Below are 24,128 nucleotides of genomic sequence, written 5' to 3' on the forward strand. Positions count from 1 at the left end.
TCCTACCTCGACGTGTCCGCAGGTTTGTGGGCGGTCACCCGGAACCCGACACCACCCGTGCCGACCCGGTGCACCTGGTCGACGACGAAACCGGCGTCCTCGAGGTAGGGGACCGGGTCGCGGGTGAGGTGATCCGCACCGAACCGGACGGTGATCGGTTCGACCGCGCGCATGAGCGCGGCACCGATCCTGCTGGTGGACGGTCCGTGCTCGGCGAGGACGACACGCCCGCCGGGCACGAGCACCCGGAACGCCTCGCGGCTGGCCGCCAGCGGGTCGGGGATGGTGCAGAACGTCAGCGTCGAGACCACCGTGTCGATGCTGTTGTCCGGCAGGTCGAGGGCCTGGGCGTCGCCGCGGCGCACGGCTGCGCGGGTCAGCTGCTGCTCGGTGATGCGGGCGCGGGCGATGTCGAGCATCTTGTCGGACAGGTCGATGCCGAGAATGCTCGTGACCTGCGGGCCGTACAAGGGCAGATTCAGGCCTGTACCCACGGCGAGCTCGAGCACGCGACCTTCCGCGTGCGGGATCGCCCACTGTCGGGGCCGGCCCATCACACGACGTTCCCACCAGTCGATCTGCTTGTCGTACCGGCTCGACATCGTGTCGAAGATCCGTCCCACCGCCTCGTTGTCCGGTTGCTGCATGCCGCCCCCGCTATCTGCTGCGCCGAAGATCGATGTCTCTCGACTGTACCGACGTCGGGGCACGTCGAGCGGCGCGAACGTACGATGCTCCGGACACCAAGGAATGGGGGACCGATCGTGTCGGAGCTGAACGACCTGCTCGAGCTCACCGCGACAGGAGACGGCCGGTGGCGCGCCGGATCGCACGAGGGAGGCATGCGCCTGTTCGGGGGCCAACTGCTCGCGCAGTCAATGGTCGCGGTCGACGCCGAGGACGGGCAGGAGATCCGCAGCATCCGCGCAGCGTTCCTCGGCCAGGGCCGGTCCGGGCACGACGTGGACTACACCGTCGCGCCGCTGCGCACCGACTCGCGCATCAGTGTGTACACCGTGACCGCACGGGCGCCCGACAACGTGTTCTTCGCGGCGACCGTGTCCACGCAACGCCCGGCCGGGCCGTACCTGTCCGGACCGGCGATGCCGGACGTTCCGGCACCCGAGCACTGCAACGATGCGTTCACGCAGGTCGAACGGATTCCCCCGGAATTCGGCTCTGCTGCAAGGGTATTCGATGCTCGTTATGCCTGCCCGTCGCCGTGGGAGCTGGCGGCGTGCGGCGCTACCGCTGACCGCGCGAACGTCTGGTTCCGCGCATCCCGTCCCGTTGGGGGCACGGACAACCGGCAGCGAGCCGCACTCGCCTACGCGTCCGATATGACGGTCTTCGACTCGGTGCTGACCAGCCGCGGACTGTGCTGGGGCCGAGGCCGCATGGTCGTGGCAGCCGTCGAGGCGAACGTTTCGTTCCACGCCGACGTCGACCTCGACGACTGGCTGCTCTACAGCACCGCCGTCGGCGCCCAGTCCGGCGATCGGGCGTCGGTGGCCGGACACTTCTTCGACCGGTCGGGTGCCGCGATCGCGACCACGGCCTATGAATGCTTCATCCGCGTGTTCGGGACCTGACGGGCGGGTAGGAACGATTGCGGGGAACCCGCCGATCCGGTGCGCAATATGTCGTACTGTGAATGGAATCACATCGTGTCGGCCGACCCGAGGTGCCGACCCGTCCCGCTCGGAGGTTCGGATGTCCACCACCGAAATGCAGGAACTGCAGCGCACCATAGGCCGTTTGCGCCACTGTGTCGGATCGTTGCGCACACGTTACGGTGATGCTGCCGCCGTACAGCGGCTGGCGAACGACCTCGAACGGCTCGACATCGACGCGCACGATCTCGTCGAGCGTCCGCCGGCCGAGGTGCACGCATATTCGGGCGAACGCATTCCTGTTCCCAACGAACCGTATGACGACGCCCTGTTCCGCGGGGCGGATATGGACGACGAGGGCCTCGGCGGTCTCCACGGAGATCGGTGAGCACCCCCGCGCCGACCGGTGTGCGATCCGCGACCCGTGCGCGGATCGTGGACCGCACCCTGCGCACCGACAGATGGTGGCAGACACCGCTGCTGACCGTTGTCGGTCTACTCATCTTCATCGTCTACGCCACGATCAGATCATTCGTCCGTTCGTCGTATTACGTCGAGGACTACCACTATCTGACGCCGTTCTACTCGCCGTGCGTGAGCGCCTCGTGCGTCGAGGGGGCCCGGCACTTCGGTACGTGGGTCGGAGAGCTCCCGATGTGGATGCCCCTCGCGTTCCTGTCGTTGCCGTTCCTGCTCGGTTTCCGGCTGACCTGCTACTACTACCGCAAGGCCTACTACCGGTCGTTCTGGCTGGCGCCGCCCGCGTGCGCAGTGGCCGAACCACACGCCCGGTACACGGGCGAGACCCGGCTGCCGCTGATCCTGCAGAACGCGCACCGCTACTTCTTCTACGCGGGCGTCGTCATCTCGCTGATCAACACGTACGACGTGGTCACGGCGTTCCAGAGTCCGAGCGGGTTCGGGTTCGGCCTCGGCAATGTGATACTGCTGATCAACGTGATCCTCCTGTGGGGGTATACCGTGTCGTGCCACTCGTGTCGGCACGTCACCGGCGGGCGGCTCAAACATTTCTCGAAACATCCGGTCCGGTACAGGGTCTGGACGTTTGTCTCGAAGCTCAACACGAGGCACATGCAGTTCGCGTGGATCACGCTGGGCACCCTGATGATCACGGACTTCTACATCATGCTCGTGGCCAGCGGAACCATCACGGATCTGCGGTTCATCGGCTGACGAACCTCCGAATTCACACGACGGACGCACACGACGAGAAGGGGGTACGGATGGTGGAAGTCGAGCGGCACACGGTCGACGTGGTGGTGATCGGGGCCGGTGGAGCGGGCCTGCGCGCCGTCATCGAGGCTCGCCAACGGGGACTGTCCGTTGCCGTGGTGTGCAAGTCGCTGTTCGGCAAGGCCCACACCGTCATGGCAGAAGGCGGGTGCGCGGCGGCGATGGGCAACGCCAACCCGCACGACTCGTGGCAGGTGCATTTCCAGGACACCATGCGCGGCGGCAAGTTCCTCAACAACTGGCGGATGGCGGAACTGCATGCGCGAGAGGCCCCGGACAGAGTGTGGGAATTGGAAACCTACGGCGCGTTGTTCGACCGCACGCCCGACGGGCGCATCAGCCAGCGCAACTTCGGCGGCCACACCTATCCGCGGCTCGCGCACGTCGGTGATCGCACCGGCCTCGAACTGATCCGCACCATGCAGCAGAAGATCGTGTCGCTGCAGCAGGAGGACCATGCCGAGTACGGCGACTACGAGGCGCGCGTGAAGGTCTACGCCGAATGCACGATCACCGAACTTCTGAAGGATTCCGAGGGGCGCATCGCCGGGGCGTTCGGGTACTGGCGGGAGACCGGGCGGTTCGTGCTGTTCGAGGCTCCCGCGGTCATCGTGGCGACCGGCGGTATCGGCAAGTCCTGGAAGGTGACGTCCAACTCGTGGGAGTACACCGGCGACGGGCACGCTCTTGCGCTTCGGGCGGGCGCGGCACTGATCAACATGGAGTTCGTCCAGTTCCACCCCACCGGAATGATCTGGCCGCCCAGCGTGAAAGGAATCCTCGTCACAGAGGGTGTCCGCGGCGACGGCGGGGTCCTGAAGAACACCGACGGCGACCGGTTCATGTTCTCGTACATCCCGCCGGTGTTCAAAGGCCAGTACGCCGAGACAGCAGAGGAAGCCGACCGCTGGTACGACGACCAGGAGAACAATCGCCGTACCCCCGATCTGCTGCCGCGCGACGAGGTGGCCCGCGCCATCAACTCCGAGGTCAAGGAAGGCCGGGGGACACCGCACGGTGGGGTCTTCCTCGACATCGCATCCCGGATGCCCGCGGCCGAGATCATGCGACGCCTGCCGTCCATGCACCACCAGTTCAAAGAACTCGCCGACGTCGACATCACGGCCGAGGCGATGGAAGTCGGGCCCACCTGCCATTACGTGATGGGCGGGATCGAGGTCGATCCCGATACCGGTGCGGCGGCGGTACCCGGCCTCTTCGCCGCCGGGGAATGCTCCGGCGGGATGCACGGGTCGAACCGTCTCGGCGGGAATTCACTGTCCGATCTGCTGGTGTTCGGCCGCAGAGCCGGCCTCGGGGCAGCAGACTACGTGCTGGGGCTGAGTGCGCGGCCGGCAGTCGCCGACGCTGATGTCGAGGCGGCTGCGCGCGTCGCATTGTCTCCGTTCGGCGCGGCCGATGAAATGATCGACGATTCCAGCGCCGTCGAGAATCCGTACACCCTGCACACCGAACTGCAGCAGTCGATGCACGACCTCGTGGGGATCATCCGCCGCGCCGACGAAGTCGAACGCGCACTCGATGAACTACAGACACTACGTACTCGGGTCCGCCGGGTCGCGGTGGAGGGCCACCGGCAGTTCAACCCCGGTTGGCATCTCGCCGTCGATCTGCGCAACATGTTGCTGGTGTGCGAATGCGTGGCCCAGGCGGCGTTGCAGCGCACCGAGAGTCGCGGTGGACACACCCGCGACGACCATCCGGCGATGGACGCGCAATGGCGTCGCACCTTGCTGGTGTGCCGCACAACCGGCGGCGATCCGGTGATTCCCGACGTCACGGTGAACGCGCATCGGCAGGACCCGATGCGCCCCGACCTGCTCGCACTGTTCGACATCGACGAACTCGGCAAGTACTACACCGACGAGGAACTCGCGGACCATCCCGGACGGAAGGGCTGACATGGGTTATCACGCGGCGTTCAGGATATGGCGCGGGGACGTCGACGGCGGAGACCTGCACGATTACACCGTCGAGGTGAACGAGGGCGAGGTCGTGCTCGACATCCTGCATCGGCTCCAGGCCACCCAGACCCCGGATCTCGCGGTGCGGTGGAACTGCAAGGCCGGCAAGTGCGGATCGTGTTCGGCCGAGGTCAACGGGCGTCCCCGGCTCACCTGCATGACCCGCATGTCGGTGTTCGATCCGGACGAGACGGTGACTGTGACGCCGATGCGGACCTTCCCGATCATCCGTGACCTCGTGACCGACGTGTCGTTCAACTATGCGAAAGCCAGGCAGATACCTTCGTTCACTCCGCCCGATGATCTGGCGCCCGGGGACTACCGAATGCAGCAGATCGATGTGCAACGATCCCAGGAATTCCGCAAATGCATCGAATGCTTCCTCTGCCAGAACGTGTGCCACGTGGTGCGGGACCACGAGGAGAACAAACACGCGTTCGCCGGACCGCGATTCTTCATCCGGCTCGCTGAACTCGAGATGCATCCGCTCGATGTGGCCGACCGCAGGGACACCGCTCAGGACGAGGACGGACTCGGTCTGTGCAACATCACCAAGTGCTGCACCGAGGTGTGCCCGGAGAACATCCACATCACCGACAACGCGATCATCCCCATGAAGGAACGCGTTGCCGGTCGCCGCTACGACCCGATCGTGTGGTTGGGCAACAAACTCTTCCGCCGCTGACGGTGCTGGGCGACCTGCGCACCGAACCGTTGGGTATCGTCCGGGGCGGAGGTGGCGCCCGTGCAGGCAAATAGGATCGATGAACTCGTCCGCGAGAGGATCGACACGATCGAACAACTCGAGGCGGCGGTCGGCGAACCGTTCCCGGCGATGAAAGAGAAGACGACGCCGTTCACGACGCCGTTGATGCGCGACTTCATCGCGCAGGCGCGGCTCTTCGTCCTCGCTACCTCCGATGCGGCAGGCAACTGCGACAGCTCACCGCGGGGCGACCTGGTCAGCACGGTGCTCTTCCCCGACGAGAAGACGCTGATCCTGCCGGACCGACCCGGCAATCGACGCGCAGACTCCTACAGGAACATCCTCGAGAACCCCCACGTCGGAATTCTGTTCATCGTGCCGGGCAACGAAGAGGTGGTCCGTGTCAACGGGACGGCGTCGCTGTCCACGGATCCCGCCTTGCTCGCCGAGCTGGCGATGTCCGGTAAACCGGCACAGCTCGCCGTGATCGTGCGCGTCGACGAGGCCTACCTGCACTGTGCGCGAGCGTTGCTCCGCGCGAAGGTATGGGAGCCGTCGACGTGGCCCGATCAGCAGTCCGTGCCGGCGATCCGCGAGATGATTGCGGAACAGCACCACCTCGACATCAACGAGCTCGAACCCGCCCGGCAGGAGTCGTACCGCGAAGTGCTGTATTGACGCCCGTGCCGGGTCGGGGGAAAGTCGCCGGGATCAGGCGGGCACGCGCTCAGCCAACTGCGGCACGAGCTGTTCGAGCGCGAACGGGATCGACAGCGCAGTGTTCACCGACATGGCGTTGGCGATGTCGGATCCGCTGTCGAGCACGATCGCTCGCCCATCGCTCACCGCGGGAATCTGCTGGAACAGCGGATTGTCGGTGACCTCGGCGGAATCGACGTAGATCGGCATCACGATGAGCAGATCGGCATCGAGCATGCCCAGGTTCTCATCCGAGATCGGGATGAAGAAGTTCTCGGTTGCGGTGGACTCGACCTCCGGGTTGTTCACGAACCCGAGATCCTGCATGAACTGCACGCGGGCGTCGCGGGAGACGTAGGCGCCCCATCCGTCGGCGGTGTACGACGCGACCGTCACCGTTTTACCCTCGAACTCCGGGTGGTCGGCTGAGGCCTGCACGAACTGGGCGTCGATGCTGCTCACGAGATCCTCGCCCTGCTCGGGGACGCCGAGTGCGGTCGCGACCATCGTGATCTGGTCGTCGCGCGGTGTCAGGTACGCCGTGGCACCTTCCGGCGGGCCGATCGTGGGGGCGATCTGCGCGAGGGTGTCGTATCGTGCTTGCTCTCCCGAGCTTGCCGTGTCGAGGATCAGATCCGGCGCGAGCGCCGCGATCTGCTCGAACGACGGTTCCATGGTGTCGATGATCTCGGGTGACTCGGTGTACAGCCCCTCGGCCCAAGGCCCGACGCCGTCGCCTCCGAACCCGAGCCAGTCGCTCGCCGCCACCGGTTGGACGCCGAGCGCGAGCGCGGTCTCTGCGTCGCCCCACCCGAGCGCCGCAACCCGTTCGGGTGCGGACTCGACGGTGACCGCCCCGAACATGGTCTCGACGGTAGCGGGGAAGGAGCCGTCCCCGGTTGCACCCGTATCGCTGGAGGGTTCGTCGCTGCTGGAGCCGCACGCCGTCACGACCAGTGCCGTGGCGGCGATGAAGGCCGCACTTCGAAGTTTCACCGATATCCTCGTTCCGTCGACCACTTGAGTGTGAATCAGGTCAGGACATCCTAACTCTGTGCCGGGTTCGTTATGTGAGTCAGAGCGACTGCGCCCACCGGCTGATGTCGCCACGTTCGAGCGCCAGCGCCAACAACTCCGGAAACTTGTCGGGTGTGCAGGCGAACGCCGGGATACCGAGGCCGGCGAGCGCCGCCGCGTTGTCGCGGTCGAACGACGGCGCACCGTCGTCGGAGAGTGCGAGCAGCACTACCACCTGAACGCCCGCGTCCTTCATTGCCGCCATCCGCGTGAGCATCTCCGCGCGGATCCCGCCCTCGTACAGGTCGGAAATGAGCACGAACATCGACTCGGTGGGACGCGTGATCAGCGACTGGCTGTACGCGATCGCCCGATTGATGTCGGTACCGCCGCCGAGTTGCGTCCCGAACAGTACATCGACCGGATCGGCCAGCTTGTCGGTCAGATCCACCACGGCCGTGTCGAACACGACCAGCGAGGTCCGCAGCGTGCGCATCGACGCGAGAACAGCCCCGAACACTGATGCATACACCACGCTCGACGCCATCGACCCCGACTGGTCGATCGCCAGCACCACGTCGCGTTGCACGCTCTGCGACCGCCGTCCGTAGCCGACGAGACGCTCCGGCACCACCGTCCGATACTCCGGCAGATAGTGGGCGAGGTTCGCGCGGATCGTGCGGTTCCAGTCGATGTCGCGCAGTTTCGGATTCGAGGTGCGCGCCGAGCGGTTCAATGCTCCGGTCACTGCGGTGCGGGTGTGCTGCGCGATGCGTTCCTCGACCGCTCGGACGACCTTCTCGACCACCATCCGCGCCGTGGCCTTCGTGGTCTCGGGCATCACCCGATTGAGGCTCAGTAGCGTTCCCACGAGATGGACATCCGGTTCCACGGCATCCAGCAGTTCAGGTTCGAGGAGCAGTTGGGTCAACCCGAGCCGATCCATCGCATCACGCTGCATCACCTGCACGACCGAGGTGGGGAAGTAGGTGCGGATATCGCCGAGCCACCGCGCGACACGCGGTGCCGACGAACCGAGACCCGCGCTCCGCGGACCACTTCCCTCGGCGGAACCGGGGCGGTCGTAGAGCGCAGCGAGGGCGCCGTCCATCGCGGCGTCGCTCGCGGACCCGAGGGCGCAGGTCGAATCCTGCGCGGCGACCCCCAGGAGCAGGCGCCAGCGGCGCATACGCTCCGAATCGGCAGGTTCGGTGTCGGTCGATACTTCGGGATTCGAAGGCGGTGTCATTCGCGCACTCCCAGGATCAGAGCCGTTGCGGCCGTGGTCCGCCGGCCACGTTCGACATCGACGAGGGTGGTGGTGCGGGCGGTGGCGACACCACGGAGGATGGCGCCGAGCGTTGCCCGCTCGGTGGCTTCGAAGCCGCCGAACGTGCGGCGTAGCACCGGCAGGACGTCGACGAAGTCCTGCCCGCGCAGCCCCGACACCCAGCGGTCGATCAGCGTCAGCAGTGCCCGATCATGGATGAGCAACAGTGCGCCGTCGCCGACGAATCCGTCGATCCAGCGTGCTTTCGCGGCGGGTTCGCTGCCGATCGACAGCGCGCGGGATACGCGCACAGCGGTGTCCTGCTCGTCGATGCGACCCAGGTCGCGGAGTAGGCGCGTTGCCCGTCCGGAGAGGATGCCGTCCACCTCGTGGCGATCGGCGAGGACAGTGAGGGTGTCGAGCCACCGCTGTGTGGCGGCGACGTCGTCGCGCAGTGCAAGCGCTGCGTGGACGGCGTCGAACTCGCGGCGGAGCGCGTCGGCCGCGTCGGTGTCGAGGGCGGTCACCGCCGCGGGAAGGCCCGCACAGATCCGTACCAGAAGGGCATCGGCCACGTGCGTGAGCGACGACAGGTCGGTGCCGCGCACATCGCCGTACCGCAGAGTGCGGATCAAGGCCGGCAGCGCCGCCATCAAACGGGCGACGTCGTGATCGAGCGCGGCGGCGGTGTCGATCGACCGGAGAAGGTCGGGGATCACGCCGCGCAGATCGGCGAGCAGTGCCTCCTCGAGGAGCGCCACCACCTGCGCCAAGGTGGCGTCGCGATCGCAGGCGCGGTCGTGGACGAGCGCATGGGCAGCCGATTCGACGGTAGTTCCCCAGTGGGAGGCCTCCACGATCGACACCGACAACTCGGGGTCCCACTGCAGAGCCCAGGTCTCCCGGAACGTGCCCGTCGACCGCACATCACTGGCACGCGGTACACCCCAGGAGATCCCGAGGACTCCGAGGCGATGCAGTAGCCGCGAGCGACCCAGGTCGATCTGCTTGCGCAGGTCGAGCTCGAGAGTCTTGTTCTGCGCTGAACGCTTGAGTCGCAGGGTCTTCGACGTGGCCTGGAGATCGGCGTCGAGTGGCACCGTAGGGGTGTCGTCCGGAACACGGCCGAGAGCTTCGCCGACGACGAGCGTGCGAGTGACGAACTCGAGGAGAGTATCGTCGCCGTCGCACAGCACCGCGCGGGTGGCCTCGGTGACTTCGGCGAGCCCGGCAAGCGGCCGATTCCGCAGCGAGGCCAGCGAGTCGGCGAGCCGGGTCGCTTCGATGACATGAGCGCTCGACACGGGAAGGTCGTGTTCTCGTAGCGTCCGCGCGACCCGGGTGAGCCACCGCGTGGTCGTGTCCTGAGGTTGGGTGAACAGATGGTGGTACCAGCCGGGGGAGGTGATTCCTGCGCCGTACCCCGAGGTCGATGCCAACCGTGAATGGGTCCACGGAACCCAGGTCAGCGACGTCCTGACCTTGGGGAGACCTTTGAGCAGCCGCGCATCCGGCGCTGCCGGGCCGAGTGTGCCTGTTAGCGCAGGAGCGTGCATCGCACCGCACACCACCGCGATCTTCACTGCACCGGCCTTGACGGTGCTGCGCAGCACTTGGCGCATGTGTGCTTCGCGTCGTGCGGTGTGTTCGTCGAGTTCGGTGTCCTCGCGGAGCGCGGCCATCGCCTCCGCGACGGCACCGAAGTCGGCCAGGTGGTCGTGGGTGTCATCCGGTGTCCTCGACTCGACAACCGTGTCCCACCACTGCTCGAAGTCGTCGTAGCCACCGGCGGCGGCCAGCGCGACGAGTGGATCCTCGCCATCGGGCCCCGGTCCCCGGTCGGCGGCGAGTTGCTGCGCCGCAGGTAGGTCGCAGAACCGCACGTCGGCGTCGTGCACTATCGCCCAGCGTAGCGCTTGCCATTCGGGCGAGAATGCGGCGAACGGCCAGAATGCCGAGGTCCCGGGCTCGCCGGTGGCATAGGCGAGCAGCGCCACCGGGGGGTGCAGATCGTCGGAGGCGGCCAGCGCGGCGAGCGGGTCGGCGTCGGACGGCCCCTCGATGAGGACGGTATCGGGTTCGAACTCGGCGAGGGCACGCAACACCGCGCGAGCGGAACCGGGACCGTGATGCCGGATTCCGAACACCTCTACCTGCGCGGATGTCGTCACCCGGTGACCTCGCGGCAGGCGCGGTAGAAGTCGGCCCAGTCCCCGCGCTCACGGACCACGGTCTCGAGGTATTCGATCCATACCTGCCGATCGGCGGTCGGATCCTTCACAACCGCGCCGAGAATCCCCGCCGCGACATCGGACGAGCGGAGTACGCCGTCGCCGAAATGCGCCGACAGTGCAAGCCCGTTGGTGACCACCGAGATCGCCTCGGCGGTGGACAACGTGCCCGACGGAGACTTGAGCTTGGTTCGCCCATCGCTGGTCGCCCCCGACCGCAGCTCCCGGAAGACCGTCACGACGCGCCGTATCTCCTCCGCGGTAGCCGGTACACGAGGGAGCTCGAGTGAGGTGCCGAGTTGTTCCACCCGCCGTGCGACGATCGCGACCTCGTCTTCTTCGCTGGCGGGGAGGGGCAGGACGACGGTGTTGAAGCGCCGACGCAAGGCAGACGACAGATCGTTGACTCCGCGGTCGCGGTCATTGGCAGTCGCGATGACATTGAAGCCCTTCGCTGCCTGCACCTCCATGCTGAGCTCGGGCACCGGCAACGTCTTTTCCGACAGCACGGTGATGAGCGCATCCTGTACATCGGCCGGGATGCGGGTGAGCTCCTCGACGCGCGCGACCGTGCCGTCGCGCATCGCGGTCATGATCGGTGACGGCACGAGTGCGGCCGGTGACGGCCCCTCGGCGAGCAGACGCGCGTAGTTCCATCCGTACCGGATGGCCTCTTCCGCTGTGCCCGCGGTGCCTTGCACGAGGCGGGTCGACGATCCGGAGACCGCAGCTGCCAGGTGCTCCGAGACCCACGTCTTCGCCGTGCCGGGAACACCGAGTAGCAGCAACGCGCGATCGGTCGCGAGGGTCGCCACGGCAACTTCCATGAGGCGCCTCGGCCCGACGTACTTCGGTGAGATCACTGTGCCGTCGGACACTTCGCCGCCGAGTAGATAGGTCACGACAGCCCACGGGGACAGCTGCCACGACGGTGGGCGCGGACGGTCGTCGAGCCGCGCAAGGGTGGCCAGTTCGTCGGCGTACTGCTGTTCCGCGTGGGGGCGCAGCAGGCTCTGCTCGTCGATGACGTGGTCGGTCAACTCAACTCCTCATGAAGGGTACGGCGTTGGTTCAGGATGTCGGCGGCGGTCGTGAAACGGCCGAGCCGGTCGAGATCGTCGGTGCGGGTGGCGGCGTCGGCGAACAGGTCGCCCACCTCGTACGGTGCGCGGTGCGCGAGGAGGGTGGTCAGGGAACGGAACGTGGTCGACTTCGGCGCGGCAGCGGTGTACAGCGCCGCGAGAACTTTCTCGGCGACGTCGGCCGGCCACGGAGCCGGTAGGGCGTCCAGCAGGATGGTGTCGAGCAGTTGTGCGTTCGATGCCCGGCGCAGGTGCTCGACGAGCACGGTGTGGGGGAGTGCCCCGGCGATGTGCTCGTCGACCGTCCCGTCGCGGTGGAGCATGGCGCTCGCCCACTGTTCGTTGCGGTGGGAGGCCGTGGCGGTGTCCCATCCCTTCCGCAGGGGATCGCCGAGATCATCGGTGACCTGCAACGCGAGTACGTCGGCTGGGGTTCGGCCGGGCTCGCACCACGTGGCGAGCGGCGCGGAGGCCGCGAGCGACCACAGGCGGTGGGCACCGACCGTGGCCAGCTTGCTCGGCCCCCGGAGGTCGAGGCCGTCGCGCACGGCGGCGGCGTCCATCGTGTCGGGCAGCGCGATGGCAAGGGCCGTGCCATCCACCCGGGTCCAGTCGTGTACCCGCTGCGCCATACGGCGGCCGAATGCGGAGTCGGGGAGCCGGCGCAGGAATCGGATGGCGGCCTCGCGGACTCGGCCGCTGCGGTCGTCCAGAGCCTGCTCGAGCAGGTCTTCGTCGTGCGGACCGAGGCCCGGGGATAGTGCCTCGAGCAATGCGAGGCGTGTCGCTGCGTTTTCCGATTTCCACACGGCAGCCAGTCGGGCCGTGGCGGCGGCGGGGTCGGCGGCGCGTAGGTTCTGGAACCAGGTGCGCCGCCCCGATGGCGGGCCGTGCAGCCACACGTCGTCGTCGGCCGGATCGGGTTCGACGAGCGAGCCCCATCGGGGATTCTGCGCCGCCACCCATTGACCGCGCGGACCGGCGAGTTCGAGCAGGGCCGGTCGGTGCGCACTGCCGTTGGCCGCGGCGCGGTCCAGCAGGTCGACGATCAGCTCGGCTGGAGCTTTGAATCGCGTTGCAGCTCGGAACCATTCGTCGAGAAGGTCGGAACCGACAGTGAGGAGCGCGCGGAGTCTCTCCGTTGCGGCGGGAGGCAGTTCGGGTCGGCGGTCCTCGGGAGCGGCACCGGGTAGAGAATGCGGGGTTGGCAGGAAGCCACCTGCGATGAACGCCGATTCCAACGCCGCCGCCGCGAGGAGTCGGTGCTCGGCAGAGCCGCTCGTCGCTCCGGCGGACCGGGCTGTGTGTAGTGAGTCGAAATTCGTTGTCGTGCGGGCAGTTCCGAGGAGAGCCGCAGTGGTCAGTGCGTCGATGCCGGAGTTGCTCACAGGGATGGCCGTTCGAGAGTGGCGTGCAGGGCGGGGTCATCGGTGGCGCTGTCCGGGGTGGGGGTGTCCAGGCCGGGCGTGAACAGGGCCGCGGGGGTGACCCCGCGGCCGTCCCAGTCGCCGCACACCGTCAGCGGGCGCCCGCCCGCGACCGCGAGCAGTTGCCACCGGTCGTGGTCGTCGCCCCCGAGCGGCACTGCCCGGCCGTGCTCGTCGACGAGATGCCAGCCGTCATCGGTATGGGTGGGGACTACCGCGGCGAGAAGCATGGGCCACGACCGAATCCACGGGTCGGCGGCGAGCGCATCGGAGTAGTCGGCCAGGGCCCGGTCGAGGTCGGTCCCCGGCAGCGACGAGATCGGCGTCGGGGGGCCGTGCTGTGTCCCGAGTTGTGCACGCAGTGGCGCAGCGGCCGGATAGAAATGCAGGTCGGCGTCGACGGCGGCGCCGACCCTCGGTGCCACGTCGGTGAACCGTTGCGTGCCGTGCGCGAAGTCGAGCAGGACCGCCCAGCGCCCAGAGGTGCGTCCGCGCAGCCACACCTTCCGGGTGTACACCCGGTTGTCTTCGGTGATGCGGGTAGCGAGTACCTGCCAGTGATCGCGAACGGCGGGCTCGCGCCGAACGTCATCTGCCTTCGTCGGGAACCCGAGATGAGTGTGCACGGACCGGGCCAGCGACTCGGGAAGCGAGGTCACGTCGCGGTACGCGCTGATGAGCAGGTAGATACGTCCGTACTCGGACAGGAGTCGTGCGGGCCAGTCCGGCCCGGAGGCGACCACGCCCGGGAGGCTACGCAGCATCGAGGCGACTCCCGGTGCCTGCGCATCGATCATGCGTGAGGCGACCGAGTCGTAGGTGGCGTAGTCGTGCGAGATCGACCCGAGCCCGCTGCGGACCCGGTCGGTGAGCCAGCGTGCGAGATCGTCGAGACCTGCCGCGACACGGTCGGCGCGGCGTTGCGCCGTTGCCGGGTCCGGCGTCGTCACTGTGGGACGGGCGGCTACGGTGGCTTTCTCGGCCCGGCTGTCGAGCCACTCGGAGGCGAACGCGGGTTCGGTACCCGCCGGGATGCTCTCCGCGGACCACAGCAGCAAGAGGCCGAGTCCGTGCTTGCACGGGAATTTACGGCTCGGGCACGAGCAGCGGAATGCGGGACCGGTGAGGTCCACTGTGGTGGCGTAGGGCTTCGCTCCGCTGCCGCGGCACAGTCCCCAGATCGATCGCTCGGAGAATCCGGTGTCGGACCATGTGGAGGAGAGTCGTCGGGCAGCAGACATCGACGCCTGGTCCGGTGCTGCTGCGGTGATCTGTTCGAGCGTCCAGGGGGTTGTCACGGTGAAGAAACGTACGGCAGCGGTCCGACAGATTCGTACACGATCAAGACGATGTGAGTTCGGTGAGGCGGCAGCGGATCCCGTCGACGAGCAGGGTCAGCCCGAACTCGAATCGGATGGCGGGATCGCCGTCGAGCAGGTCGTTGTCCGACGTCTCGGCGTTCTCCGTCGCGGTATCGGGGGCGATCGGCGAGCGGGTGAGTGCCCCGAGTTCGGCGAGTTGAAGCCGCGACTGTTCGTCGACGGTGTGGCCGAGGACATAGTGCAGCAGCGTGTAGCCGGTGAGTTCGGCGTGGGCACGCGACAGGCCCGCGCGCAGCGCGGCGGAGACGAAACCGTCACGCGCTCCCGAGGTGGTCAGGCGTGAGGCGTAGGTCGCGGCGACCAATTCGGCGCCGTCGCGATGGGAGAGCAGAGCGCCGCGGAAACGGTAGGCGAGTTCGGTGAGTCCGGCGTCCCAGGTGTCGGCGGACGGGGGCGTATCGACGCCGTCGAGGATCCGGTCGGCCATGGCGCCGAGCAATGTCTGTTTGTTGGGGAAGTGCCAGTACAGGGCGCCGGGCTGCACGCCGAGCGAGGTGGCGAGTTTGCGCATGGTCAGGTCGCCCAGTCCGTATTCGTCGAGTATCGCCATGGCGCCGTCGAGGACGTCGCCGCGTCGCAGCTGCACCGGTGTCGCTCCCTGTCTCGAGTGTGGTCTGCGTTGACACTATCGGACCACAACTCTAACCTGAACGATGTTCAAGTGAACGGTGTTCAAGTTCTGATTCTCAGGAGTTCCAGTGACGCACGCCCCCACCCGAGTGGATATTCTCGAACAGGCACGTGACCAAGTGCTCCGGCGCGGCCAGGGGCTCGACCGCGCCCAGACGCTCGAGATTCTGCGTCTGCCTGATGACCGCCTCGAAGACCTGCTCTCGCTGGCACATGAGGTACGGATGACGTGGTGCGGGCCCGAGGTGGAGGTCGAGGGCATCATCAGCCTCAAGACCGGTGGGTGTCCCGAGGACTGCCATTTCTGCTCTCAATCCGGTCTGTTCGCCTCACCCGTCCGCTCGGCATGGCTCGACATCCCCGCTCTCGTCGAGGCGGCCAAGCAGACCGCGAAGACCGGAGCGACGGAATTCTGCATCGTCGCCGCGGTCCGCGGTCCCGACGCCCGGCTCATGGCGCAGGTCGCGGCAGGAGTCGAGGCCATTCGCGGTGAAGTCGACATCCAGGTCGCGTGCTCGCTGGGCATGCTCACCCAGGACCAGGTCGACCAGCTCGCCGCACTCGGCGTGCATCGTTACAACCACAACCTCGAGACCGCGAGATCGTTCTTTCCCAATGTCGTCACGACGCACACGTGGGAGGAACGGTGGGAGACACTGAGCATGGTCCGCGAAGCCGGGATGGAGGTGTGCTGCGGCGGAATCCTCGGAATGGGCGAAACCCTCGAACAGCGCGCGGAATTCGCCGCCGACCTCGCCGCGCTCGAACCCGACGAGGTTCCCCTCAACTTCCTCAATCCGAGGCCAGGGACGCCGTTCGGTGATCTCGAGGTTCTTCCCGCGCCGGAGGCACTCAAAGCAGTTGCGGCATTTCGCCTCGCCTTGCCGCGCACGATCCTGCGTTTCGCAGGCGGGCGGGAGATCACGCTCGGGGACCTCGGCGCGAAGCAGGGCATTCTCGGCGGAATCAACGCCGTGATCGTCGGGAACTATCTGACGACGTTGGGGCGGCGCGCCGAAACCGATCTCGATCTGCTCGACGAACTGAAGATGCCGATCAAGGCACTCGGCGAGAGCATCTGAGCGTGTTCGATCCCTTCACAGGCGCCGCGGCCACCGCGGGCGACATCGCGGAGCGCCCGGAAGCCGCTCGGCTGGGACTCGAGCCGCCCCGCTACTGCACCCGGTGTGGACGCCGGATGATCGTGCAGATCGCCCCGGACGGATGGTGGGCCCGGTGTTCCCGGCACGGGACGATCGACTCGTGGCGCGACGAGCAACGCTGAGGTCGACACGGATCCGTCAGGCTCCGGGCACGGTGACGGCGTGGTCCTCGATGTAGTCGACGACGAGTTCGCGTCGCGCGATCTTCCAGCTCCCGTTCACCCGCCGGTAGTCGTCCCGGTAGCGGATGGCGAACGCGTTGTCGCGCATGCCGTCGCGACCGCGATACAGATGATGCGCCAGGCAGTACACGGACCCGACTGCGGTGTCGCCGTCGATGTCGACGACCTGCTGGTGGACGGCGTGATGAGTTGCGTGCAGGTGCGCGGTGCCGTCGAACACGGCCGCGACGATTGCGTCGGATCCGATCGTGACCACGGTGCCGCCCCCACGGGTCACCGCAGGAGGTTGCACGAATTCGGCGTCCGCGGTGAACAGGGAGGCCAGAGCGGCGCGGTCGCGGTCATCGACTGCGAGTGCGTAGCGACCGGCCAGATCAGACGGGGTGCTCATGCGACGAGTATGCAGTCGGCGTACCGGATCGGGGCTGCCGAGCTCGGTGAGCGGAACCGGAACCGAATCCGCCGTCGGACGGCATGCCCCCGTCGCGGGAACCCGGGGGCATGCCGCGCCGCTATCCGGCGATCTTGGCGGACAGCGCGGTAAGGCGGTCGGCTTCGAGGTCGGTGAGAACCAGGCGTGTCGACTCGAGGAGCGCGGGCAGTTGCTCGATACGGCTGGCACTCGCGATCGGCGCGACGATACCGGGGCGCTTCGACAGCCATGCGAGCGCGACCGTCGGGATCTCGACGGCGTGGGCAGTCGCGATGTCGGCGAGAGCGTCGATCACGGCGAGACCGGCCTCGGAGAAGTACTGCGACGCCATCCGTCCTCGGATCCCGGCCTCGAGATCCTCCGCTGTCCGGTACTTGCCCGTGAGGAAACCCGCGGCGAGTCCGAAGTACGGCAGGACCCCCAGCTCGTGTTCGGCGACGAGTGGGGCGTAGCCCTGCTCGTATTCTGCGCGATGCACCAGGTTGTAGTGCGGCTGCAGCGACACCGGCCGCGCGTAGCCCCCCTCGTCGGCGAGGGTGAGCCACTCGGCGACGCGGGCGGGGGAGTAGTTCGACAAGCCGACGTACCGGACCTTGCCGCTTCGGACGAGTGCATCGAACGCGGCCACGGTCTCGTGCAGCGGTGTCTCGGGGTCGTCCGAGTGTGCGAAGTAGAGGTCGATGTGGTCGGACTGCAGACGCTTGAGGGAGGCGTCCGCGGCCGCCGCGACATTCTCCGGCGCCAGGCCCTGGAATTCGGGGTGCTGGGCGACCTTGGTCGCCACCATCACCTCCGATCCGATGCCGCGAGCGGCTTTCCACTTTCCGAGGATGGTCTCGGATTCGCCGCCGGAATTGCCGGGGGCGGCGGCAGTGTACGAGTCGGCGGTATCGACGAAGTTACCGCCTGCGGCCATGAACGCGTCGAGGATCTCGAACGAGGTGGCCTCGTCTGCTGTCCAGCCGAGCGTGTTACCGCCCAAGGCAAGCGGGTAGATATCGAGCTCGGAGTTTCCGATTGTTGCCACTGTGCTCCCGTCGTCGGCGTGATGTTCCACGCGCACCCTACTCCCGGAAGACTCCGACGACCCGGGGGTCATCCCGGTGGACGCAACGCCGCGAATTCGTCTGTAACGCGCAGGCGGGAGTCGGTGAATCGATACAGCGCGGGAGGTCGGCCCCCGCTCTTGCCCGACGGCGCGGTGCTGCCGGTCCGGGTGAGGACCTCCCGGCGGGCGAGCACACGCTGAAGATTCGTGGCATCGACTTGGTAGCCGAGTGCAGCGCAATAGATCTCACGCAGGGTCGACATCGAGAACTGGGCGGGTGCGAGTCCGTAGGCGATGTTGGTGTACGACAGCTTCGAGGCCAGACGGGCATGTGCATTGGCGACCATGATCCGATGATCGAACGACATTTCGGGGAGATGGGCGACCGAATGCCACGAGGTGTCGTCCGGGAGGTGGGGGTCGGAGGTGATCGGCACCAGTGCGAGATAGGTCGAGGCGATGGTGCGGGTGCCGGGTACACGATCGGGAGCGGAGAACACCGAGAGTTGCTCGAGATGGGCCACTTCGCACACGTCGACCTTCTCGGCGAGTTGACGTCGTGCGGACGACGTGAGGTCCTCGTCGTCGTGGAGTCGGCCGCCGGGCAGCGACCAGGTGCCCATCTGAGGGTCGAGTGCGCGTTCCCACAGCAGAACGCCGAGTTCGGGAGCGGACCGGGGGGTGCTCGAGGTGTCGGAGAAGTGGCGAACCTGGAACACCACGATGAGCACTTCGTGACCGGTGTTACTATGAGGCATGTTTTCGACCCTAAGTCGAAAACCTTGAGAACGGAAATCCGAGCACAGTCCGCCCGGATTGCACTCCACGAAGGAGCAACGCCATGACCACGACAGAGTGGGCGGGAGCCGCCGCAATCGTCGACGGACCGGGTGGTTACTCCGGCATCGAGGCGACGCCGGAGTGGGCCGACGAGGTGCGCCGGCTCGCCCGCGAGCAGAACGCGACGCTGCTCGCGCACAACTACCAATTGCCGGCCATCCAGGACATCGCCGACCACGTCGGAGACTCCCTGGCGCTCTCGCGGATCGCCGCGGAGGCAGAAGAAGGCACGATCGTGTTCTGCGGTGTGCACTTCATGGCGGAGACCGCCAAGATCCTCAGCCCGGACAAGACCGTGCTGATCCCCGACGAACGCGCCGGGTGCTCACTGGCCGACTCCATCGACGCGGATCAACTGCGTGAGTGGAAAGCGGACCACCCCGACGCCGTCGTCGTGTCATACGTCAACACGACCGCCGAGGTCAAGGGCCTGACGGACATCTGCTGCACGTCGTCGAACGCCGTCGACGTCGTGGCGTCCATCGATCCCGACCGCGAGGTGCTGTTCCTCCCCGACCAGTTCCTCGGTGCGCACGTCAAGCGCGTGACGGGACGGGACAACATCCACATCTGGGCGGGCGAATGCCACGTGCACGCGGGCATCAACGGCGACGAACTCGCCGCGCAGGCTCGCTCGCACCCCGACGCCGACCTGTTCGTCCACCCCGAGTGCGGCTGCGCCACCTCGGCGCTCTACCTCGCCGGCGAGGGATTCGTGCCCGACGACAAGGTCAAGATCCTTTCGACCGGCGGAATGATCGACGCAGCCCGTGAGACCGGAGCCAAGCAGGTCCTCGTGGCCACCGAGGTCGGCATGCTGCATCAACTACGCAAGGCCGCGCCGGGTATCGACTTCCAGCCGGTCAACGATCGTGCGTCGTGCCCCTACATGAAGATGATCACCCCGGCCGCGCTGCTCCGCTGTCTTCGTGAGCGCAAGGACGAGGTCCACGTCGACCCGCAGGTGGCGGAGCGGGCCCGCCTGTCGGTGCAGCGGATGATCTCGATCGGCAACCCGGGCAGCGGAGAGTGATACCCACCGTGAGCGCCGGGGTGCGCTGGGAGGAGCACGCCGACCTCGTTGTGGTCGGAGGGGGCGTCGCCGGGCTCACCGCAGCGCGCGCGGCCTCGCTGCGGGGCCTGCGGGTGCTCACGGTGAGCAAGGGTGGACCGACCGACACCGCGACGCAGTATGCGCAGGGGGGCATCGCCGTGGTTGCGCCGATCGGCGACAGCGTCGAATCCCACGTCGCGGACACACTCGGCGCGGGCGGCGGGGTCTGCGACGAAAACGCGGTCCGATCGATCGTGGCTGCAGGCCCCGACGCGATCGCTGCCCTGATCGATCTGGGGGCGGTCTTCGATCGTGGGCACGACGGCGACGTCTCCCGGACCAGGGAAGGCGGGCACAGCACCCGCCGGATCATCCACTCCGGCGGGGATGCCACCGGCGCAGAGGTTCAGCGGGCACTCGGCGGTGCCGGCCTCCGGGTGCTTTTCGGGGCCGCCGTCGCGCGGGTGCTCACCGACGGGCGCGGTGTCACCGGAGTGCTCGTGCTCGACGAGCGCGGCTTCGGTGTCGTCCACGCCCCCGCGGTTCTGCTTGCGACCGGCGGACTCGGGCAACTGTATGCGTGCAGTACCAACCCGGCCGGCTCCACCGCCGACGGCGTCGCCCTCGCCTTGCACGCCGGCGCCCACGTCGCGGACATCGAGTTCGTGCAGTTTCATCCCACCGTTCTGTTCGCGGCCGGCGGCATCGGGCGACGCCCGCTCATCAGCGAGGCGGTCCGCGGGGAGGGTGCGACGCTCGTCGATTCACGCGGCCGGTCCGTCACAGACGGTGTGCATCCTCTCGGCGATCTCGCCCCGCGCGACGTGGTGTCCCGTGCGATCGCCGAACGCCTCGCCGTGCTCGGTGAAGATCACGTGTTCCTCGATGCGCGTCACCTCGAGGGCTTCGCGGAGCGATTCCCGACCATCACCGGGGCCTGCGCCGAGGCCGGGCTCGATCCCGCACAGGACCTGCTTCCGGTCGCTCCGGCCGCGCACTATTCGTGCGGCGGCGTCGTCACCGACGTGCACGGCCGTACCGGGATCCCCGGTCTGTATGCCGCGGGTGAGCTCGCACGCACCGGATTGCACGGCGCGAACCGGCTCGCGTCCAACAGCCTGCTCGAAGGTCTCGTGGTGGGGGAGCGCGCCGGCGTGGCCGCGGCTGCGGAGCGCGGTGGCCTGCGCGTCGATACGCCCGAGGCGACGGTGCCGGTTCTTCCGCGCCTCGACCGCACCGAACTGCAGCGCGCAATGACCCGCGCCGCGCTGGTCGTCCGCGACGAGACCGGTCTCGTCGGAGCACACGCGATCCTGGCGGGCGCGAGCGCGCAGGTGTGTACCGGCGTCACCGACCTCGAGGATGCCGCCCTCACCCTCGCGGCCCGCGCCCTTATCGGTGCGGCGCTTCGACGTACCGAATCCCGCGGATGTCACACCCGAGGGGACCATCCGACCCCGAATCCCGACCAGGCGTTTTCCCTCGATCAGCACGTGGGTGACGACGGAGAACTCGTCGTGACCACACCCCAACTCACAGGAGCGAACTGACATGGCCACCGTGCTGCCCGCCGGACTCGACGTCGATGAGACCCGCGCTCTCGTGCGACAGGCTCTCGACGAGGATCTCCGGTACGGACCGGACGTCACCACCGACGCGACGGTTCCGGCCGACGCCGTCGCCGTCGCGACATTGGTGCCGCGACAGGCCGGAACGGTCGCGGGTCTCGACGTGGCATTGCTAGTGCTCGACGAAGTCCTGGGCGCGGGCCACTACACGGTGCGCAATCGGGTCGAGGACGGACATCGTGTGGTCGCGGGGGAGCCCGTCCTCACGCTCGAGGCGTCTACCCGCGGGCTGCTCACCGCAGAACGCACCCTGCTCAACCTCGTGTGCCACCTGTCGGGGATCGCCACCACCACGTCCGACTGGGTCGACGCGGTCGCCGGTACCGAGGCGAGAATTCGAGACAGCCGTAAGACCCTCCCCGGTCTAAGGGCGTTGCAGAAGTACGCCGTGCGTGTCGGTGGTGGCGTCAATCACCGGATGGGGCTCGGCGACGAAGCCCTCATCAAGGACAACCATGTGGCGGCCGCCGGATCGGTGGTCGCTGCGCTTCGCGCGGTGCGCGCACATGCTCCGGATATCGCGTGCGAGGTCGAGGTCGACAGCCTCGAGCAGTTCGACGAGGTCCTGGCCGAAGACGTCGACCTGATCCTGCTCGACAACTTCCCGTTGTGGCAGACGCAGATCGCAGTGCAACGCCGCAATACCCACGCGCCCCACACACGACTGGAATCGTCGGGCGGTCTCACGCTCGACGTAGCGGCCGACTACGCGCGCACCGGTGTCGACTACCTCGCCGTGGGTGCGTTGACCCATTCGGTCACGGTGCTCGATCTCGGCCTGGACATGTGAGTTCCGGTAGCGAAGCGGGAGTCCATGACGTAGAACTACGAGAGACCCCGACTGACTTCGCTCACGGGGGCGGCGGGTCAGGGGGCCTGCCGAGTAGGGGAAGTAGGGACGACGCTCATGCTGCTGCCGATGTCGCCGACGGATTCGATGTTCTTGCTCGGTGAGACCCGCGAGCATCCGATGCATGTGGGTGGTCTCGTGATGTTCGAGCCGCCCGAGGGCGGCACGGCGAGTGATCTGCGGCAGATGTTCGTCGACGCGATCGCACGCAGCGAGGGTGAGGACGCCGCACCGCTGTGGCGCAAGCGAGCCGTGCGTTCGCTTGCCACCTTCGGTCAGTGGGCGTGGGAAGACTCGCCGGGTATCGATCTCGACTACCACGTGCGATTCACCGCGTTGCCGCACCCTGGGTCCACAACCGAATTGCGGGAGCTGGTTTCCCGCCTGCATGCCCCGTTGCTCGACCGCAGTCGCCCGCTGTGGGAGATGTACTTGATCGAAGGACTCTCCGACGGCCGGTACGGGCTCTACATGAAGATCCATCACGCCCTCGCCGACGGCGTGGGCGCGATGCGGTTGCTGCGCCGTGCGTTGAGCCCGGACTCCCAGGAGACCGGTATGCCGGCGCCGTGGGCAGCCCCCGATGCCTCCGACCCGCAGCGCTCGGTCGTCGGTACCGCGATCGAGATGCCGACCACCGCGGTGCGCGCTGCCCGCGGAGTGATCTCGGAGGCGTTCGGTCTCGTGCCCGCAATCGTCGGGACCGTCGACCGTGCCGTGCATGACCGGGGCGGGTCGTTGTCGCTCGCGGCGCCGCAGACCATTCTCAACGTCCCCATTGCGGGGTCCCGCCGGTTTGCGGCGCGGGCGTGGCCACTCGAACGACTCAGGTTGGTGGCCAAGGCATCCGATTCGACCCTCAATGACGTGGTACTCGCCATGTGCTCGGGAGCGCTGCGCACGTTCCTGGCCGAACAGGACTCGCTGCCCGCCGAGTCGTTGGTCGCGATGGTGCCGGTCGCATTGCGGAACGAGAAGAACGCCGGGAACGACCTCGGTGTCCTCATGTGCTCACTCGCGACCGACCGGCCGGCGGCGGCGCAGCGGCTTGCCGGGGTGCGCGCCTCGATGGCGGATGGAAAGAAGTCGATGCGCGGGATGTCGACCGTGTCCCGACTTGCCGCGAGCGCCGTCGGCGTTGTTCCCTTGGCGTTGGGTGTCCTGACCGGGAATCGGGTGCTGTCACGGCCGGGGTTCAATGTCATCATCTCGAATGTGCCCGGCCCCGACACTTCGCTCTACTGGAACGGTGCCCGTGTGGACTCGGTGTATCCGCTCTCGGTCCCGCTCGACGGGCAGGCGCTGAACATCACGTGCACCAGCACCGACGATCGGATCGCGTTCGGGCTCACCGCATGCCGGCGTACCGTTCCGGATCTGGGAACGCTGCTCGAGCACCTCGATGCCGAACTCGTCGCGCTCGAACATGCCGTCGGGGTCGAGGTCGAGGGGGTCTTAACTGTTCCTCAAGGCATAGGTAGACATCAGCGTTTATCTGTGAATATAGTAGAAGTATGAAACTGTCGGAGTGGGCGAAGCAGGCGGGAGTCCACTACCAGACAGCCTGGCAGTGGGCAAAGGACGGCAAAATGCCGGTTCCGGTTATGCAGACCCCCTCCGGAAGTTGGATTGTT

The 24,128-nt window shown here is 67.3% G+C and carries 23 protein-coding genes; 12 read left to right on the top strand and 11 right to left on the bottom strand.

Annotated features, from left to right (window positions below):
• Positions 1 to 2: 2 nt before the first annotated feature.
• Entirely contained in the window at positions 3 to 647 is a 645-nt protein-coding gene (locus ACZI8W_RS25000) for a class I SAM-dependent methyltransferase (protein WP_463371230.1), read from the bottom strand.
• A 117-nt stretch (positions 648 to 764) separates the two neighbouring features.
• Between ACZI8W_RS25000 and ACZI8W_RS25005 the strand changes: the two genes are divergently transcribed.
• The 6 genes from ACZI8W_RS25005 to ACZI8W_RS25030 all read left to right on the top strand — a co-directional run bounded on the left by ACZI8W_RS25005 (position 765) and on the right by ACZI8W_RS25030 (position 6,236).
• Positions 765 to 1,592 carry an acyl-CoA thioesterase gene (locus tag ACZI8W_RS25005; protein WP_463371231.1) on the top strand — a complete coding sequence of 276 codons (828 nt, stop codon included), beginning with the start codon at positions 765 to 767 and terminating at the stop codon, positions 1,590 to 1,592.
• 121 nt (positions 1,593 to 1,713) lie between these two features.
• Entirely contained in the window at positions 1,714 to 2,001 is a 288-nt protein-coding gene (locus ACZI8W_RS25010) for a hypothetical protein (protein WP_463371232.1), read from the top strand.
• Positions 1,998 to 2,807, top strand: a complete 810-nt coding sequence (locus ACZI8W_RS25015) for a hypothetical protein (protein ID WP_463371233.1) — start codon at positions 1,998 to 2,000, stop codon at positions 2,805 to 2,807. The genes ACZI8W_RS25010 and ACZI8W_RS25015 overlap by 4 nt, the downstream gene beginning before the upstream one ends.
• Positions 2,808 to 2,857: 50 nt before the next feature.
• Positions 2,858 to 4,789: a fumarate reductase/succinate dehydrogenase flavoprotein subunit gene (locus ACZI8W_RS25020; RefSeq protein ID WP_463371234.1), complete on the top strand. Its 1,932-nt coding sequence runs from the start codon at positions 2,858 to 2,860 to the stop codon at positions 4,787 to 4,789.
• Between the two features lies 1 nt (position 4,790).
• Positions 4,791 to 5,537, top strand: coding sequence for a succinate dehydrogenase/fumarate reductase iron-sulfur subunit (locus tag ACZI8W_RS25025; RefSeq protein ID WP_463371235.1), 747 nt, complete (start codon positions 4,791 to 4,793; stop codon positions 5,535 to 5,537).
• A gap of 60 nt (positions 5,538 to 5,597) precedes the next feature.
• Positions 5,598 to 6,236: an MSMEG_1061 family FMN-dependent PPOX-type flavoprotein gene (locus ACZI8W_RS25030; protein WP_463371236.1), complete on the top strand. Its 639-nt coding sequence runs from the start codon at positions 5,598 to 5,600 to the stop codon at positions 6,234 to 6,236.
• A 33-nt stretch (positions 6,237 to 6,269) separates the two neighbouring features.
• Here ACZI8W_RS25030 and ACZI8W_RS25035 read toward each other — a convergent pair whose 3' ends face one another.
• The 7 genes from ACZI8W_RS25035 to ACZI8W_RS25065 form a co-directional block, all read right to left on the bottom strand.
• Complete coding sequence (locus ACZI8W_RS25035; RefSeq protein ID WP_463371237.1) at positions 6,270 to 7,253, bottom strand: iron-siderophore ABC transporter substrate-binding protein; 984 nt, start codon at positions 7,251 to 7,253, stop codon at positions 6,270 to 6,272.
• Between the two features lie 79 nt (positions 7,254 to 7,332).
• Positions 7,333 to 8,523: a VWA domain-containing protein gene (locus ACZI8W_RS25040; protein ID WP_463371238.1), complete on the bottom strand. Its 1,191-nt coding sequence runs from the start codon at positions 8,521 to 8,523 to the stop codon at positions 7,333 to 7,335.
• On the bottom strand, positions 8,520 to 10,733 hold the full coding sequence (locus tag ACZI8W_RS25045; protein ID WP_463371253.1) for a DUF5682 family protein: 2,214 nt from the start codon (positions 10,731 to 10,733) through the stop codon (positions 8,520 to 8,522). The genes ACZI8W_RS25040 and ACZI8W_RS25045 overlap by 4 nt, the downstream gene beginning before the upstream one ends.
• Positions 10,712 to 11,815 (bottom strand): ATP-binding protein, encoded by a 1,104-nt coding sequence (locus tag ACZI8W_RS25050; RefSeq protein ID WP_463371239.1) that lies wholly within the window; start codon positions 11,813 to 11,815, stop codon positions 10,712 to 10,714. Before ACZI8W_RS25050 ends, ACZI8W_RS25045 begins: the two co-directional genes overlap by 22 nt.
• Positions 11,812 to 13,245 carry a DUF5691 domain-containing protein gene (locus ACZI8W_RS25055; RefSeq protein WP_463371240.1) on the bottom strand — a complete coding sequence of 478 codons (1,434 nt, stop codon included), beginning with the start codon at positions 13,243 to 13,245 and terminating at the stop codon, positions 11,812 to 11,814. The genes ACZI8W_RS25050 and ACZI8W_RS25055 overlap by 4 nt, the downstream gene beginning before the upstream one ends.
• Positions 13,242 to 14,582, bottom strand: coding sequence for an SWIM zinc finger family protein (locus ACZI8W_RS25060; protein WP_463371241.1), 1,341 nt, complete (start codon positions 14,580 to 14,582; stop codon positions 13,242 to 13,244). The genes ACZI8W_RS25055 and ACZI8W_RS25060 overlap by 4 nt, the downstream gene beginning before the upstream one ends.
• Before the next feature lie 43 nt (positions 14,583 to 14,625).
• A complete protein-coding gene (locus tag ACZI8W_RS25065) occupies positions 14,626 to 15,252 on the bottom strand; it encodes a TetR/AcrR family transcriptional regulator C-terminal domain-containing protein (RefSeq protein WP_463371242.1) in 627 nt (208 codons plus the stop codon).
• A gap of 112 nt (positions 15,253 to 15,364) precedes the next feature.
• Here ACZI8W_RS25065 and bioB point away from each other — a divergent pair, with 112 nt between their 5' ends.
• Both bioB and bsaP read left to right on the top strand, forming a co-directional pair.
• Positions 15,365 to 16,378 (top strand): biotin synthase BioB, encoded by a 1,014-nt coding sequence (gene bioB / locus ACZI8W_RS25070; protein WP_463371243.1) that lies wholly within the window; start codon positions 15,365 to 15,367, stop codon positions 16,376 to 16,378.
• Between the two features lie 2 nt (positions 16,379 to 16,380).
• Positions 16,381 to 16,581, top strand: a complete 201-nt coding sequence (bsaP, locus tag ACZI8W_RS25075) for a biotin synthase auxiliary protein BsaP (protein ID WP_463371244.1) — start codon at positions 16,381 to 16,383, stop codon at positions 16,579 to 16,581.
• Positions 16,582 to 16,597: 16 nt separating this feature from the next.
• Here bsaP and ACZI8W_RS25080 read toward each other — a convergent pair whose 3' ends face one another.
• From ACZI8W_RS25080 to ACZI8W_RS25090, 3 genes are all read right to left on the bottom strand, one after another.
• The gene (locus ACZI8W_RS25080) at positions 16,598 to 17,032 is read right to left on the bottom strand and encodes a nuclear transport factor 2 family protein (protein ID WP_463371245.1); all 435 of its coding nucleotides are present in this window, start codon (positions 17,030 to 17,032) and stop codon (positions 16,598 to 16,600) included.
• A gap of 121 nt (positions 17,033 to 17,153) precedes the next feature.
• Positions 17,154 to 18,101 carry an aldo/keto reductase gene (locus ACZI8W_RS25085; RefSeq protein ID WP_463371246.1) on the bottom strand — a complete coding sequence of 316 codons (948 nt, stop codon included), beginning with the start codon at positions 18,099 to 18,101 and terminating at the stop codon, positions 17,154 to 17,156.
• A gap of 68 nt (positions 18,102 to 18,169) precedes the next feature.
• Positions 18,170 to 18,880, bottom strand: coding sequence for an NUDIX hydrolase (locus ACZI8W_RS25090; RefSeq protein WP_463371247.1), 711 nt, complete (start codon positions 18,878 to 18,880; stop codon positions 18,170 to 18,172).
• Between the two features lie 83 nt (positions 18,881 to 18,963).
• Between ACZI8W_RS25090 and nadA the strand changes: the two genes are divergently transcribed.
• The 4 genes from nadA (at position 18,964) to ACZI8W_RS25110 (ending at position 24,012) form a co-directional block, all read left to right on the top strand.
• Positions 18,964 to 19,995: a quinolinate synthase NadA gene (gene nadA / locus ACZI8W_RS25095; protein ID WP_463371248.1), complete on the top strand. Its 1,032-nt coding sequence runs from the start codon at positions 18,964 to 18,966 to the stop codon at positions 19,993 to 19,995.
• An 8-nt stretch (positions 19,996 to 20,003) separates the two neighbouring features.
• A complete protein-coding gene (locus ACZI8W_RS25100) occupies positions 20,004 to 21,566 on the top strand; it encodes an L-aspartate oxidase (RefSeq protein ID WP_463371249.1) in 1,563 nt (520 codons plus the stop codon).
• A 1-nt stretch (position 21,567) separates the two neighbouring features.
• Entirely contained in the window at positions 21,568 to 22,434 is an 867-nt protein-coding gene (nadC, locus tag ACZI8W_RS25105; protein WP_463371250.1) for a carboxylating nicotinate-nucleotide diphosphorylase, read from the top strand.
• A 117-nt stretch (positions 22,435 to 22,551) separates the two neighbouring features.
• Entirely contained in the window at positions 22,552 to 24,012 is a 1,461-nt protein-coding gene (locus ACZI8W_RS25110; protein WP_463371251.1) for a WS/DGAT/MGAT family O-acyltransferase, read from the top strand.
• Positions 24,013 to 24,128: the final 116 nt, after the last annotated feature.

The organism is Rhodococcus ruitaii, from assembly GCF_055230935.1.